Here is a 13,739-nt window from a genome sequence, read left to right as displayed (position 1 = left end):
GGGCTAACGGCCGCGGCGGAGCAACTGCAGACGCCGGCGCTGGTCCAGGCGGGCGTGGCGATCGACCCTGCCGCCTCTTCGAGCCGCCGAACCTCATGCCGGCCGGCGAAGGGCCGATGGGCTCGGGAAGCCGGCCCCGTCGTCCTGACCGGCGGGCGCCCCAGCGCCGGCTGGGGACTCCCACTTGTCGGACCGGCGCCGTGGAGGCCCTGCCTGTCACGACGGACGGCGGACGGGAATCCCTGGCGCTCCTCGGCCCGCCGGGGCCCGCTCGTACGAGGACGACGGGACACGTGGCCTTCGCGACCACGCCCAGCGCGACCGAGCCGGCCACAAGCCGGTCTGCTCGGTACTGCTCCTCGGGGTGGGTCAGTCGTGCGGGACGACGGCGACGGGGGCGGCGGCGTGGTGCAGGACGGCATGGGTGACGGGTCCGACGTGGGCACCGGCGGGGGCCCGGCGGATGCGCCGGCCGACGACCACCAGCGAGGCCTCGCGGGAGGCGTCGATCAGGAGATTCGACGGGCTGCCGAAGCGCGACTCCGCGACGACCTGGACGTCCGGGAACTTCTGCCGCCAGGGGCCCAGCACTTCGGCCAGGGCGTCGGCGTCGCTGTCCGCCAGCAGCTGCTGTACCCCGGGGTCGGGGGCCATGCCGTAGGCGTAGTACGGCGTCGGGTTCCAGCCGTGCACGACACGGAGCGGCGCGTTGCGGCGGACGGCGGCGTCGAGGGCGAACCGGATCACGGTCTCGTCGGGGCTGCCGAGGTCGAGTCCGAGGACGACCGGGCGGAAGGAGGTGGCGGCGGACAGGTCACCGTCCGCGTCCGACTCGTGCTCGTCCGCCGCCTGCTCGCCGGCCCGGACCAGGACGACGGGCCGCTCGGCGTGCGCCACGACCGCGAGTCCGACCGAGCCGACCAGGAAACCGGCGATTCCGCCCAGCCCGCGCGAGCCGAGGACCAGCAGTTCGGCGTCCTTCGCCACGCCGACCAGGGCTTCGGCGGGCGAACCGCTGAGCTGCTCCGTGCTCACCTCGGCATCGGGGTGGCGCAGCCGCAGGCCCTCGGCGGACTCCCGCGGAATCCGCTCGGTCCAGTGCTGGTAGGTCTCGGCGCCCAGGAACGGGACGTGCGCCGTCGGGGCCGGTGCCGGCTCCCAGACCTGGACGAGCTTCACGGGCAGTCCGCGCAGCTCCGCCTCGCGGGCGGCCCACTCCGCGGCGGCGCGGCTCTCGGGCGAGCCGTCGAGACCCACGGTGATGGTGCGGGGCATGATCTCCACCTCCTGAATCGGGGGACCCGATTCCAGCGTCGTGTTCCGGATTGCGCGGACAGGGGCCGCTGCCCCTCGTCCCTCACTCACTCTCGTCCGGTGCGCGGCGTCCCGCCGGATGCCGAAGGTCTCCTTCGGATGGGCTGAACGTCCCTGTCCGACGGGCTGTTTGGGACGGGAGCCGGACATCGCGTCGCATGGCACGGCAAGGCTCCCGGGAGCCGAACTCAGCCACGATCTCGTACGCGGCGTCCAGGGCGCCGACGCGGCGGGGGGCCGAGCGCCGCACGACCCGCTCGGCCCACGCCGGCGGGCCCGTGGTCCGGCCGGTGTCACAGCGGGGCCTTCGGACCCTGGCCTGAGGGCCGTTCGGCCCTCTTCCCGGCAGCCCGTCCCGGTTCCACTCTCGTAGGCAGCAACCGCGGCAGTCCTCTCCGGACGCGACGTCAACCAGGCTGCGGTGCCACGTCCTTGCGACTCCGAAGAGGTGGGGCGATTCCTTCCCGCGGTCCCCCACGAGTGGCGAGGACGTCCGCGCGGGTCTCGTGTCGGGGGAGGCACGACGCTCGCACGACGGCCGTCGCCCTCGTCGGCACAGGGCGACGGCCGTTGTCGTCGGCGGCGTACGGGCGAGGGCGGTCGTCGTCGGCCGGACCCGCCGGCTGGTCCCGGCCGTTCGCATCCCACGTGTGGCATCTGGGCGCCGAGGCGGCGACCGCGACGGACCGTGGGCCGCAGCCACGGTCCGAGCGGACCGCGGCGACGACGAGGTGCGCGCCGCTAGGCGTCCGCCACCGGCACCCGCCAGACGATCGTGGTGCCGCCGTCGGGCGGGCCGGTGAACGTCAGGTCCCCGCCCAGCTGTTCGGCCCGCTCGGCCATGTTGCGCAGGCCACTGCGGCGGCCCTCGGGCGGGATTCCCACGCCGTTGTCGGAGACGGTGAGGCAGAGTTCGCGGCCGTCGGTCGTCAGGGCGACCTCGGCGCGGTCGGCATGCGCGTGCCGGGCGGTGTTGGTCAGTGCCTCCGACAGGACGGCCACCACGTGGTCGGCGACCTCCTTCGGCACATGGGTGTCCAGCAGGCCCTCCATGCGCAGGCTGGGCGCGAAGCCCAGGACCGGTGCCGCCTCGCCGGCCACGCGCACCGCCCGGGCCCTCAGGCCGGGGCCGTCGGCGCCCTCCCGTGTCCGCAGCCCGAAGATCGTCGACCTGATGATCTTGATGGTCTCGTCCAGGTCGTCCACCGCGCGCAGCACCCGCTCCGAGGCCTCGGGGTGCTCGATGAACCGGCCCGCGCTCTGCAGGGTCATGCCGGTGGCGAACAACCGCTGGATGGCCAGGTCGTGGAGGTCCCTGGCGATGCGGTCGCGGTCCTCCAGCAGCCTGATCTGCTCGGCGTGCTGCCGGCGCTGCGCGAGCTCCATCGCGACGGCCGCCTGCGCGGCGAATCCCTGCAGCGGCTGGGTCTCCTTGCCGGTGAACTCCGTCTGACCCGCCGCACGGACCAGCAGCACCACACCCCGCACACCCTCGCCGGTGCCGATCGGGACGGCGACGGCCGGACCGAGTCCGGTGAAGCGTGGCGGGGCGGCCGAGTCTGCGTCGCCGCGGGACACATCAGGGCTGGTGACGGGCGCGGCGGTGGCGAAGGCACGGCCGATCAGGCTGTCGTCGACCGGCAGTACGAGGCCGCTGTGGCCTTCCGCCTCCTGTCCGATCGCGAGTTCCACCGTGAGAGCGCCGGTGCCCTCCATGGGCACCGCGACCACGGCGAGCACCGCGTCGGTGATCTCCAGGGCGCGTTCGGCGATCAGTCCGAGGGCCTCACCGCGGCCGCTGCCGGACATGAGGCCGTGGGTGATCTCCGCACTCGCCTGCAGCCAGCGTTCCCGCAGCCGGGACTCCTCGTACAGGCGGGCGTTGTCGATGGCCACGCCCGCGGCGACGGCGAGGGTGGACAGGACCGCCTCGTCCTCCTCGTCGAACTGTGCCCCGCCACGCTTCTCGGTCAGGTACAGGTTGCCGAACACCTGGTCGCGCACCCGGATCGGTACGCCGAGAAAACTGTTCATGGGCGGATGGCCCGGCGGGAAGCCGTACGAGGCGGAGTGCTCCGAGAGCTTGGCCAGCCGCAGCGGCTCGGGGTGCCGGATCAACTGACCGAGGATGCCGTGACCTTCCGGGTAGGGCCCGATCCGGGTGATCTGCTCCTCGCCGACGCCGACGGTGAGGAAGTCCGACAGGCGATTCCCGTCCGGTCCGATCACACCCAGAGCCGCGTACTCGGCCTCGACCAGAACGGCGGCCGCTTCCACGATGCTGCGCAGTGCCTGCTTGAGGTCCAGCTCCCGGCCGACCGAGAGGACGGCCTCCAGCAGGCTGTGCACCCGGTCCCGAGTGCCGCGGGCCGCGTCCAGGCGCGCCTGCAACTCCGCCAGCAGTTCGTCCAACCGCAACTGCGGCAGTCGCACCCGCGTGCCCTCGGTGCTTCCCACCAGCGTGTCCTCCCAGCCCCTCGCTCGCCGTCGGCCCGTCGTTCCGGCCTGGGGCCACGGTAGCGGCCCACGCGGGGAGGCGGTACGAGGCCGGGAGCACCGGCCGGCTCGAGGACGCGAGGTGGGACGGCCGGAAACGAAACAGGGACGGGGAGACGGCCGTCTCGGGACTTCAGGAGCTTTCCTGCCGCTGCCGGTCCTGGACCTGGGTGGCGATGACGGCGGCCTGGATACGCCGCTCGACGCCGAGCTTGGCGAGCAGCCGGGAGATGTGGTTCTTGACCGTCTTCTCGGCAAGGTAGAGCCGCTGACCGATCTGGCGGTTGGTCAGCCCCTCCCCGATCAGGGCCAGGATCTCCCGCTCACGTTCCGTCAGGCCCCGCAGTTCGTCGGGCTCCTGCTCCTGCTGCTCACCGCCGCGCAGCCGGGCCATCAGCTTGGCGGTGGCGCTCGGGTCGAGCAGAGACTGGCCACTGGCGACGGTGCGGACAGCCGATACCAGGTCGGAGCCCTGGATCTGCTTCAGGACGTAACCGGACGCGCCCGCCATGATCGAGTCGAGCAGCGCCTCCTCGTCGTCGAAGGAGGTCAGCATCAGGCAGGCCAGCTCGGGCATCCGGGAGCGCAGTTCGCGGCACACGGTCACGCCGTCGCCGTCGGGCAGGCGTACGTCGAGGACGGCCACCTGCGGGCGCAGCGCGGGGACGCGCACCAGGGCCTGCTCCACCGTGCCGGCCTCGCCGATCACGCTGATGTCGGGCTCGTCGTTCAGCAGGTCGCGCACGCCGCGCCGCACCACCTCGTGGTCGTCCAGCAGGAAGACCCGGATCGTGCTGTCCTGCTCGCCGTCCGCCATCGAAGACTCCTTGTTCCGCGTTGCGCACCGATGTCCGCCGGTGGACAGGACCGCCCCTGCCCACCGGGATCCTTCTCGTTCCCGGGCCCAAGGACCAGGGCCGGTCGGCCCTGATGTCACCTTGCCACGACGGACCCACGGGGCGTGGGACGCCCGGCGCCGCCGTCGGGCACCCGCGCGGGGCTGGTCGGCCCTCTTTCCTGATACGTCCGGCCCTGTCTGCCGGCGCAGCCGACTGCGAGGCTGAAGGGGCGCCGGAGCGAGGAGGGCGAGCCCCATGAAGACACACATCGTCGGCGAGGTCATGAACGGCGATGTCGTTTGCGCGAGCCGGGAGACATCGTCGCAGGAGGTGCTGCGCCTGCTGAACCGGCACCGCATCCGTGCGCTTCCGGTCGTCGATCCCGACGACAAGGTGGTCGGCGTGGTCTCCGGCACCGACCTCGCGCGCGGACGGCCGGCCCGGACACGAACAGGCCGGGGCCGCCGGTTTCCGTTGCCCGGTCTGAGGCGCTCGACGCGTGGATCGGCGGCCACGGCCGTGGGAGAGCTCATGACGAGCCCCGCGGTCACGGTTCATCCGGAGCAACGTGTGTCGGACGCCGCACGGATGATGGAGCGTCATCGGGTCGACCGGCTGCCCGTGGTGGACGAGGAGGACCGCATCATCGGCATCGCCACCCGTCGTGACCTGCTGCGGTGCTTCGTGCGTACGGACGAGGAGGTTCGCCGGCAGGTGATCGAGGAGGCCCTGCCCGGCGCACTCGGCCTGGCATCCGGTGGGGTCACCGTCTCCGTCCGGGACGGCATGGTCGTACTGGACGGGTGCCTCCCCCGGCGCAGTGACATCCCGTCGGTGATCCGGTCGACCTGGCGGGTGGACGGGGTCGTCGGTGTGGTGAACCACCTGGAGTTCGAGGGCGACGGCTGCCGGCCGTGGCCGCACGGCGAGTCTCCCTGAACCGGACACCGGCCGGCGGCCGAGCGGGGCGGCGGGTCGTGCCGCGGACCCCGCTCACGCAAAGTCCGCCCGGCGCAAAGCAGGGCCGAACGGCCCTGGTGTGCGGAGCCCCGGTGCCGTTCCAATGACCTGATCGATCTGTCCATGGCCTCGGGCTCGCCGGCGCCGCGGACAGGCAGCCGCCCGCGACCAGGAGGACAGCGCACATGCCGTACCGGTACACCGCTCGTCTCGACGGCGGCAGGGCGCGTGGAAACCCCGCCGCGTCGGCCGGGGACACACCGCAGTGAGCAGCGAGTCCGTACGGAAGCCCGCCATGACCGCCGACAACGTCGGGACCGTTCCCCCCGGGCCGCGTCGCAGCGTCGAGCTCGACAGCGACGAGGCGCTGCGGCTGCTGGGCAGTGTCTCCCTCGGCAGGATCGTCTTCACCCGTCAGGCGCTGCCCACCGTCCGCCCGGTCAACCACGTCCTGGACGACGGCGACATCGTCATCCGCACGCATGAAGGTGCGGCCCTGACCTCACGCACCCGGCAGGCGGGCGCCCCGGGCGTCGTCGTCGCCTACGAGGCCGACACCATCGACCCGCACACCCATCTGGGTTGGAGCGTGGTCGTCACCGGCTACGCCCACCCCGTGACCGATCCCGAGGAACTGGCCCACTACCAGGGGCTGCTCCAGCCGTGGGTGAACGAGACCATGGACCACGCGGTGCGCATCCGCCCCGACCTGATCACCGGTGTCCGGCTCACCACGGCCGAAGAGCCCGGATCCGCCTGACCACGGTCGCCTGCCGTCGCTGCGGCGCCCTGCGGGCACGCGAAGAGGTGCGAGCCGTACATCCTGGCGGAACGGCGGCCGGCGCGATGACCGCCTACGGGAGCACCGGGAGCGGACCTGGGACGAAGGTGAGGGAGCCCGCCGACGGCTCGCGTCCTCGTCACCGGTTCCCGGTCAGCCACTCCGCCAGGACAGCGGCCTGGCTGTGGTCCACGTCCTTGGTGGCGGTCAGCAGCATGAGCTTGCCGTGCGCCGCCAGGTCCCGCAGGTGTTCGGCCGCCTCGCGGTGTTCCGTGTCGCGCAGCTCCGACAGGTAGCGGCGGCGGAACTCGGTGAACCGGCTGGGCTCATGGGCGTACCACTTGCGCAGTTCGCTCGACGGGGCGACATCGCGGAGCCACTCGTGCAGATCCGCGTCCTCCTTGCGCATGCCCCGTGGCCAGACGCGGTCGACGAGCACGCGCTTCCCGTCCTTGGGCGGGGTGTCCTCGTAGACCCTGCGATAGGCGATCCGTTCGGCCATCGCGCTGCCCTTTCCAGATCGGCCGCCCGGCCCGGCCTTGAGCGGCTGGACTGCTTCGCCCCCTGCTGCTTCGCCTCCTGCGGCGGAGCAGACACTCCCGACCAGTCCATTTTATCGGGACCGGTCCAGCCTCCTCGGCCGCCGTCGCCTTGCCGGGACGTTTCCGGTCGTGGGGTGACCGATGGACCATGGAGGGGGAGAGACACGGCGGGGGGCCGTATGCGTCGCTCCGTCGGTGGTGAATTGGCGATGAACGGTTCGATCAGGATCGGGAGTGTGCGGAGTGTGACGGTGCGCGCACACTGGAGCGTACCGTTGATCATGCTGCTGTTCGCGTACGGTCTGGCCGACCGGACGCTGCCCGCGTACGCGCCCGGTCTGGCGCCCCTTGCGTACGCGACGGCCGGGGTGGCCGGCGCTCTCCTGCTGCTCGCCAGCCTGGTGGCGCATGAGACGGCGCACGCGCTCATGGCCCGGCGGGCCGGGGTGCCGGTGCGGGACATGACGCTGTGGGCGCTGGGCGGGATGACCCGGATGGACCGGCCGACCACGGCGCGGACGACGTTCGCGGTCGCCGTCAGCGGACCGCTCGCCAGCCTGCTGCTCGGCGGGGCCGCCGTCGGCGCCGCGGAAGGAGTCCACGCGACGCTCGGCTGGCGACTCCCCGTCGCCGTACTGGGCTGGCTCGGCGCTACCAACCTGCTGCTGGGCGTCTTCAACCTGCTGCCTGCCGCTCCACTCGACGGCGGCCGCGTGCTTCAGGCCGCGCTGTGGTGGCGCTCCGGCGACCGCGAGCGGGCCCAGCGCGCGGCCGGGCGCACCGGACAGGTCATCGGCATGGCCCTGGCCGTGGTGGGGTGGCTGGCGTTCGCCAGGGGAATGACGGGCGGACTGTGGCTGATGGTCGTCGCGCTGTTCGTGGCGGGCGCCGCCGCGGCCGAACGCCGGTGGGCCCAGCTGGCCCTGGCGCTGCGCGGCGTGCGGGTCGCCGACGCGATGACCAGTCCGGTGGACACCGGCCCCGACTGGCTGACCGTGGACCGTTTCCTCGCCGACGTGGCCGCCCGGACACGGCATTCGGTGCTGCCGCTGCTGGACTTCGAAGGCCGGCCCAGCGGGGTCGTACAGCTGCGCCTGCTGACCGTCGCTCCGTCCGGCGAGCAGCAGGCGCGTCCTGTGCGGGAGCTCGCGACACCCGTGTCCCAGTGCACGATCGCCGCACCGGACGAGCAGCTCACCGCGGTCCTCGCACGGCTCGGCACCGGCGGCGGGCTGCCCGTCCTGGTCATGGACGGCGCCCGCCTCGACGGCATCATCACCGCACACGACATCCAACGGCTCTATCAGCAGAACACGACGGGCAAGCGCCACGGGACGAGCCACGGGACGGCAGCGCCCGGAGAAGGGGCGGGCCACGAGGGGATCGCCACGTAGCACGCAGGCACGCGGGCACGCGGCAGGTGGCTGGCACACAGCCCACGATCCGACCCGCCGGCCCCGGATGGCTCAGTGCACCGACACAGACGTACCGCACGCAGTGCCACCGCCTTCCCGCACTCCAGCACCACCAGGACCCAGGCCTTTGCGCCGAGTGCGGGATCCACCCGCGCCTGCACCCGCTCCCGTACGCCGGAGCGGAGGATGCGGGAGTGGCCGGTTCGGGGCACGGTGGGGGCGGGGCCGGATTCCGGCCGATTCCTCCCGAGCACCGAGCATCCGAAGGAACCTTGATGTCCGTAGCCACAGACTTGCTCGTTCCGGCGCTGCGCGAGGTCCGTGAGACCAAAGCGGCGCTCGCCGACCGCTTCAAGGCCCACCTCGCCGTCACGCCCCCCGGTGAACACCGGGATGTCCTGGAGCGCCGCCTCGGCGACGCCCGCGGCCACGTCTACCGCATCGACGAACGCCTGGGTACGTTGCAGCCCCGCGGGCTGATGCACAACGTCCTCGGCGGCGCCTGGCAGCTCACCGGGCACGCGGCCCGGCTGCCCCTCGACATGGCGATGTCGGTTCCGGCCGCCGTGTTCCGCGGCCGGGGAACGGCCACCCAGCTGCGGCTGCTGAAGAACGCCGAGGACGAGTACGCGGTCACCGCGCTGGCCCTCGCCGTCTGCCGGGCCGCCGAACGCATCGCCCAGGAGTCCCGGGACGCCGTCACCACCGAGCTGCTCAGCTCCATCCGCCATGACGACGAGGAGGCGCTGGAGGAGCTCGCCGAAGCTCTTGAGCAGCACGCGGAAGCCGCGGTGGCGGCCAGCGAGACCACCAACGGATCCGGTGTGGGCGGTGCGGCCCTGGCGGTGCGCGAGTGGAGCAGCTGGCTGCGGGAGACGGCTGAGCGCATGCCGGGTGCGGACCGGCTCCAGGGCGCCCCGCGGGGAGCCCTCATCAGCGAGGTCGAGCTGCCGATCCCCGACTACCGCAGGCTCAGCACCAGGATGATCATCGACCGGCTGCCGCACCTGACGCAGACGGACCTGGCCATGGTCGGCGCCTACGAGCGGTCCCACGCGGGCCGCCCGGCTGTCCTGAGCCGGATCGCCGCCCTGCTCGGGCCGGTGCCCTGGCCCGGTTACGACGGCATGACCGCGGAGGAGGTCGTCAAGCGGCTCAATGACGCCGAACCCAGGCACTGCCGGCGGGTCCTCGAGTACGAGCGGCGCCACCAGGGACGTTCCACCGTCCTCAAGGCCGCGGAGAAGGCCTCCGAGCGAGTACTCGCCTGACCAGCGAGGGCCCGCCGGACCAGTGCCGCTCGCGCAGGGACACCCCGGTACCGCCACCCTGGACGGCCCCGCGGTCGCGACCGCCGGACTCACGCGGTCGGCAGCGGGGCTCGGTGGTGCTCCCGCCGGTAGGTCCACAACCGGTCGACAAGGGTGAAGCCGAAGGAGCCGAAGAGCCGGGCGGCGGCTTCGTTCTCCGGGGTCCGGGGCGGGACGTCGTCGATGACGAGGGCGACCTCGCAGGCGCCCTGTTCGGCCAGCAGGGCCAGGGCCTGGCCGAGAAGCCTGCGGCCGAGGCCCCGGCCACGGTGGGTGGGACGGGTCTCGATCCAGTACACGGTCGCGGCGCGGCCGGGTCCGGCACCGACCACCGCCTCCGCGACCGGCTCGATCCCGTCACGGATGATCAGCCGGTGTCCCGGGGGGACTTCGCAGGGGAAGACGTCGGCGACCAGCTTGGCGGGCCACGGCTCGCCCGGTAGCGCGCAGTACAGGTAGGCACCCTGGCAACGGCCGGTGAATCCGGCCTCCACCAGAGCGTCGTGGGTGGCGGCGCGGCGGGCGCGGGGCAGGCCGCCCGGCCCCAGAGGACCCGGCGGGGCGCCGACGAACGCGTCGATCTTCGGGCAGTGGGCCAGTTCGGCGCACGCATGGCCGAGGAGGGTACGCAGCACGGGCGGCTCCTCGCGGCCGTACGCCCAGCAGATCACGCCGGTGCGGACATCCACCCAGGACACGTACGCGACGACGCCGCGGGGGCGCTCGTCCGCGTCGGCCAGGACGCCGATACCCGGCCGGGCCGACGTGGCCCAGCCGGCCAGGGCAAGCCGACCGTGACGCGCGGCGGCCAGCTGTTCCGGTGTGCAGCGCTGCTGCCCCGGGAGCCGGTCCGCGTCGATCAGCTCTTGCACCCCTGGCTCGTCCTCGGGGCGATACGGACGCATGGTCGCGCCGCTGTCGGGGTTGGGTGAAGAGGCCATGGTGTGGGTCCGCACAGGTGCTGACGTTCTTACCGCCTACGTTCGTTCCTACCCGCTACATCCCAGCGTTCCCCGATTCGTCGCCGATGTCACGGGCGGGCGGAGCCGATGTCACGGGCGATGCGGAGATCATGCTGCGGCCACGGCCTGGCCGGCGGCGGTCAGCAGTGAGCGCATCTGGTCGATGACCGGCTGGTGCAGCGGGAGGGTCAGATGTCCGACACCGGGCACGAGCACGTTGCGGGCCTTGAGGTGGGGATGGTCGATGCGGCCCCTGGCGGCCGGTACGACGGCCTCGTCCAGGTCGCTGTAGAAGGCCACGAACCGGGTACGGCACCGGGTGGCGGGCCCGGCGAGCTCTGTCAGCACGTCGCTGCCCGGCCGTAGCTGGCGCAGCAGCGGATGGGGCGGAGCCAGCAGGGCCGTCGCGGTCCCGGAGTGCGGGGTCGCCAGGGTGATGAGCAGGGGCACGCACCGGTCCCCGCCGAGGCGCTGCACGTAGTAGCGGGCGATCAGCCCGCCCAGGCTGTATCCGATCAGGACCACGGGCCGGGCAGCACTGCGGGCATGCACCATCTCCACCTGGTCACCGAGGACCCGGGCCGCCGTGCGGATGTCCGGGCTGAGCGCGTTGTAGCTGACCGTGACGAAGGGGCCCGCGCCGCAGCCGTCCAGGCCGCGCCGGAGGGACGAGGTCACCCACTCCCGGTCGGCCAGGCCGTGGACCAGCAGTACCGGGATCGTCGCGTCGGCCGCCGGTGGCGTGCTCCACTCCGCCGACGGCGCGGGCCGGGTATGACCGATCCATCCGGTCAGCTGGCCCACGCCCTCCACGGCGATATCGACCGGCAGCCTGACCAGGCGTACCGCCGCCCGGCCGGCCTCGGCACCGAGACCGTGCACCGGCGAGAGCCCCGGCACCGACAGTTGCGTGCTGAAGGGAGTGCCCGTAGCCCTCACCTCCCGATGTACGCCCCCGTTGTGCTCCATCTATTCCCCATGTTCCCCCAAAACGTTGCACGCGCCTCTCTGATTCCCTTCCGCCACCCTGGCTCCACCGTCGGTGCCGGTCCGGACGGCGGGGCCGTGGCGGAGGAGGTCCATCCGGCTCCACCTCGGTCCTTCCGGCGCGGCTGTGCTGGTCGGGGACGGCTCAGGCACCGGATCGGGTCGGCATCGGGGCGGGGCTCGACACCGTGGCCCGGGAACTGGGCAGCGTGCTCGGTGTCGCCGTGGTCGGCACGGCCGTCGCGGCCGGCTTTCCCGCCCGTCTCCCGGCGCCGACAGCAGTCGCCGGAGCGACGACGGCACCGGCCCGGGCCTTCGCCGTGGCCGCACGTACGGGAGCGCCGGCCCGACCCGGGACCGGGGGAGGCCTCACCCCCGCACGTCGAAGCCGCCCCGCCCGTCGAACCGCACCTCCCGGACCTGGTCGAATCCGTCCGCCGGCGAGGGCTTGCGCAGCCGCTTCAGTGTGGCGAGAACGCCGGCGTCCGGGACGCGCTCACGGCCCTCACGTGCGGCGTTGCGTCGCAGCGAGTCGGCCGCGTCCGGCGGGAACCAGTAGGCCGTGACGGTCGCCCCGTGCAAGTGGGCCAGCTCCACCAGCGGGCCCCACTCCTGTGGCGAGGGGTTGGTGTTGTCGACCGCCACCGGCCGCCCCGCCGCGAGGTGCTCCTCCACCAGTCGCATCTGCCGCCGCTGCTTGTTCTTGGCGCCCCGCGGAAACAGATCCTTGCTGACCAGCGCGTACTGGCCGGACAGGCACCGGGTGTAGAAGGTGGACTTTCCGGAAGCCTGCAGCCCGACCAGGACGGCCACGTCCACGCCGATCGTCATGACCGCCACGATGACATGCGAGAACCAGCGCCCAACAGTCCACCTGTCCAAAGGCGCTCGCGGTGTCGGGGATGCCGCCCGGGGTACGCGTCGTGGTCCGAGCCGAACAGCCCGGATTCGTCCGAGCCACAGCCCGGATTCGTACGAGGGGAGCGAACCGTCATGCCCCGTCCGGTCGGTGATCGGCGCGCGCCCGGCAGACGGCTGCGGACACAGCCGCCGACAGGCCGGTCGCCGTTGCACCTGCCGCACCCGTCACGGGAGGCGGTCCGGCGTCCGGGCTGGGGAATGGCGATGGGAGCGCTGTCCGTGTCGGCCTCGGCCGTCCTGCTCGACCTGGCACACACCACGCCCGGAACGGCCTCGTTCTACCGGTGTGTCCTGGCGCTGCCCGCCCTGGCGGTGCTGGCCGGTGCGGAGCATCGGCGTGAGGGTGCCCCGCCGCGTCGGCGGTACGGGCTCGCGTTCGCGGCGGGCGTGCTGTTCGCCGGGGACATGCTGCTGTGGACACAGGCCATCGGAGAGGTGGGCGCCGGGCTGTCGACGGTGCTGGTGAACGTGCAGGTGGTTCTGGTGCCGTTGATCGCCTGGGCGGTCGACCGGGAGCCCGTGCCCGCTCGCTTCCTGGGGTGGCTGCCGCTGCTGCTCCTGGGCGTCGTGCTCACCGGCGGTGTGCTGGACCAGCGCGTGTCGGTCGGCACCGACCCGCGCTGGGGCACGGTGCACGCCGTACTGGCGGCCGTGTGCTACTCCGGGTTCCTGTACCTGCTGCGTCGCGGCGGCCACCGCGGGCAGGTGCGGCAGACGTACACGGTGGTCATCGCGGCGGCCGCGGTGGTGTCGCTCCTCGCCGGACTGGCGTGGTACGGGTTCGACATCGCGCCCGGCCTGCGGGTGCTGGGCTGGCTGCTGGCGGTGGCGGTCTGCAGCCAGGTCGTGGGCTGGCTGCTGGTCGCGACCGCCTCGCCGAAACTGGCCAGTCACGTCGGCGCGGTCCTGCTTCTGCTCACACCGGTGGGCGCGGTGGTGTTGAGCGCCGTGGTCCTGGGCGAACGCCCCACTCCGCTGCAACTCGCCGGGTGCGGACTGATCCTCATCAGCGCCTACTTCACCACCGCCCGCAGGCCCCCGGCGGCAAACGGCCGGGGCGGGGGCGGGAGGGCGACACGGCGGCCGGGCGGCTACCGCTCGGAGGATGCCCACGCCGCCCCGCGCCGCCCCGGGCGGCGTACGGACGCAGGGGGCTGAACGCCGTATCCGTCCGCCGCTGGTTCGCGGGAATGGCTGCGTTCCCCGGGGGTA

12 protein-coding genes are annotated in these 13,739 nt (G+C 72.9%); 5 read left to right on the top strand and 7 right to left on the bottom strand.

Annotated features, from left to right (window positions below; translation table 11 throughout):
• Nucleotides 1-369: 369 nt before the first annotated feature.
• The 3 genes from LMU33_RS11465 to LMU33_RS11455 form a co-directional block, all read right to left on the bottom strand.
• Nucleotides 370-1,275, bottom strand: coding sequence for a universal stress protein (locus LMU33_RS11465; RefSeq protein ID WP_228619719.1), 906 nt, complete (start codon nt 1,273-1,275; stop codon nt 370-372).
• Between the two features lie 780 nt (nt 1,276-2,055).
• The gene (locus LMU33_RS11460; RefSeq protein ID WP_228619717.1) at nt 2,056-3,771 is read right to left on the bottom strand and encodes a sensor histidine kinase; all 1,716 of its coding nucleotides are present in this window, start codon (nt 3,769-3,771) and stop codon (nt 2,056-2,058) included.
• 172 nt (nt 3,772-3,943) lie between these two features.
• Nucleotides 3,944-4,627, bottom strand: coding sequence for a response regulator (locus tag LMU33_RS11455; protein ID WP_228619715.1), 684 nt, complete (start codon nt 4,625-4,627; stop codon nt 3,944-3,946).
• Nucleotides 4,628-4,904: 277 nt separating this feature from the next.
• Between LMU33_RS11455 and LMU33_RS11450 the strand changes: the two genes are divergently transcribed.
• Nucleotides 4,905-5,588 (top strand): CBS domain-containing protein, encoded by a 684-nt coding sequence (locus LMU33_RS11450; protein WP_228619713.1) that lies wholly within the window; start codon nt 4,905-4,907, stop codon nt 5,586-5,588.
• A 316-nt stretch (nt 5,589-5,904) separates the two neighbouring features.
• Nucleotides 5,905-6,369 (top strand): pyridoxamine 5'-phosphate oxidase family protein, encoded by a 465-nt coding sequence (locus LMU33_RS11445; protein WP_228619774.1) that lies wholly within the window; start codon nt 5,905-5,907, stop codon nt 6,367-6,369.
• Between the two features lie 160 nt (nt 6,370-6,529).
• Here the strand turns inward: LMU33_RS11445 and LMU33_RS11440 are convergent, their stop codons facing one another.
• Nucleotides 6,530-6,892: a DUF488 domain-containing protein gene (locus tag LMU33_RS11440; RefSeq protein WP_228619711.1), complete on the bottom strand. Its 363-nt coding sequence runs from the start codon at nt 6,890-6,892 to the stop codon at nt 6,530-6,532.
• Nucleotides 6,893-7,141: 249 nt separating this feature from the next.
• Between LMU33_RS11440 and LMU33_RS11435 the strand changes: the two genes are divergently transcribed.
• Together LMU33_RS11435 and LMU33_RS11430 are read left to right on the top strand one after the other, a co-directional pair.
• Nucleotides 7,142-8,326, top strand: a complete 1,185-nt coding sequence (locus LMU33_RS11435; protein ID WP_228619709.1) for a site-2 protease family protein — start codon at nt 7,142-7,144, stop codon at nt 8,324-8,326.
• Between the two features lie 296 nt (nt 8,327-8,622).
• On the top strand, nt 8,623-9,618 hold the full coding sequence (locus LMU33_RS11430) for a hypothetical protein (protein WP_228619707.1): 996 nt from the start codon (nt 8,623-8,625) through the stop codon (nt 9,616-9,618).
• Between the two features lie 89 nt (nt 9,619-9,707).
• On the opposite strand, the gene LMU33_RS11425 is transcribed toward LMU33_RS11430, so the two are convergent.
• From LMU33_RS11425 to LMU33_RS11415, 3 genes are all read right to left on the bottom strand, one after another.
• A complete protein-coding gene (locus tag LMU33_RS11425) occupies nt 9,708-10,598 on the bottom strand; it encodes a GNAT family N-acetyltransferase (protein ID WP_228619706.1) in 891 nt (296 codons plus the stop codon).
• A 129-nt stretch (nt 10,599-10,727) separates the two neighbouring features.
• Nucleotides 10,728-11,519 (bottom strand): esterase/lipase family protein, encoded by a 792-nt coding sequence (locus tag LMU33_RS11420; protein ID WP_228619704.1) that lies wholly within the window; start codon nt 11,517-11,519, stop codon nt 10,728-10,730.
• A 456-nt stretch (nt 11,520-11,975) separates the two neighbouring features.
• Nucleotides 11,976-12,437, bottom strand: coding sequence for an ATP-binding protein (locus LMU33_RS11415; RefSeq protein WP_228619702.1), 462 nt, complete (start codon nt 12,435-12,437; stop codon nt 11,976-11,978).
• 294 nt (nt 12,438-12,731) lie between these two features.
• Here LMU33_RS11415 and LMU33_RS11410 point away from each other — a divergent pair, with 294 nt between their 5' ends.
• Nucleotides 12,732-13,685, top strand: coding sequence for a DMT family transporter (locus LMU33_RS11410; protein ID WP_228619701.1), 954 nt, complete (start codon nt 12,732-12,734; stop codon nt 13,683-13,685).
• Nucleotides 13,686-13,739 lie beyond the last annotated feature (54 nt).

The organism is Streptomyces barringtoniae (genome assembly GCF_020819595.1).
Taxonomy (GTDB): domain Bacteria; phylum Actinomycetota; class Actinomycetes; order Streptomycetales; family Streptomycetaceae; genus Streptomyces; species Streptomyces barringtoniae.
Note: the sequence above shows the minus strand (reverse complement) of the source record. Positions and strands in the feature narration are given on the sequence as shown.

Coding starts and splice junctions, on each gene's coding strand:
- LMU33_RS11465 (WP_228619719.1), bottom strand. CDS start 1,275: ATGCCCCGCACCATCACCGTGGGTCTCGACGGCTCGCCCGAGAGCCGC.
- LMU33_RS11455 (WP_228619715.1), bottom strand. CDS start 4,627: ATGGCGGACGGCGAGCAGGACAGCACGATCCGGGTCTTCCTGCTGGAC.
- LMU33_RS11450 (WP_228619713.1), top strand. CDS start 4,905: ATGAAGACACACATCGTCGGCGAGGTCATGAACGGCGATGTCGTTTGC.
- LMU33_RS11445 (WP_228619774.1), top strand. CDS start 5,905: ATGACCGCCGACAACGTCGGGACCGTTCCCCCCGGGCCGCGTCGCAGC.
- LMU33_RS11440 (WP_228619711.1), bottom strand. CDS start 6,892: ATGGCCGAACGGATCGCCTATCGCAGGGTCTACGAGGACACCCCGCCC.
- LMU33_RS11435 (WP_228619709.1), top strand. CDS start 7,142: ATGAACGGTTCGATCAGGATCGGGAGTGTGCGGAGTGTGACGGTGCGC.
- LMU33_RS11430 (WP_228619707.1), top strand. CDS start 8,623: ATGTCCGTAGCCACAGACTTGCTCGTTCCGGCGCTGCGCGAGGTCCGT.
- LMU33_RS11425 (WP_228619706.1), bottom strand. CDS start 10,598: ATGGCCTCTTCACCCAACCCCGACAGCGGCGCGACCATGCGTCCGTAT.
- LMU33_RS11415 (WP_228619702.1), bottom strand. CDS start 12,437: ATGACGATCGGCGTGGACGTGGCCGTCCTGGTCGGGCTGCAGGCTTCC.
- LMU33_RS11410 (WP_228619701.1), top strand. CDS start 12,732: ATGGGAGCGCTGTCCGTGTCGGCCTCGGCCGTCCTGCTCGACCTGGCA.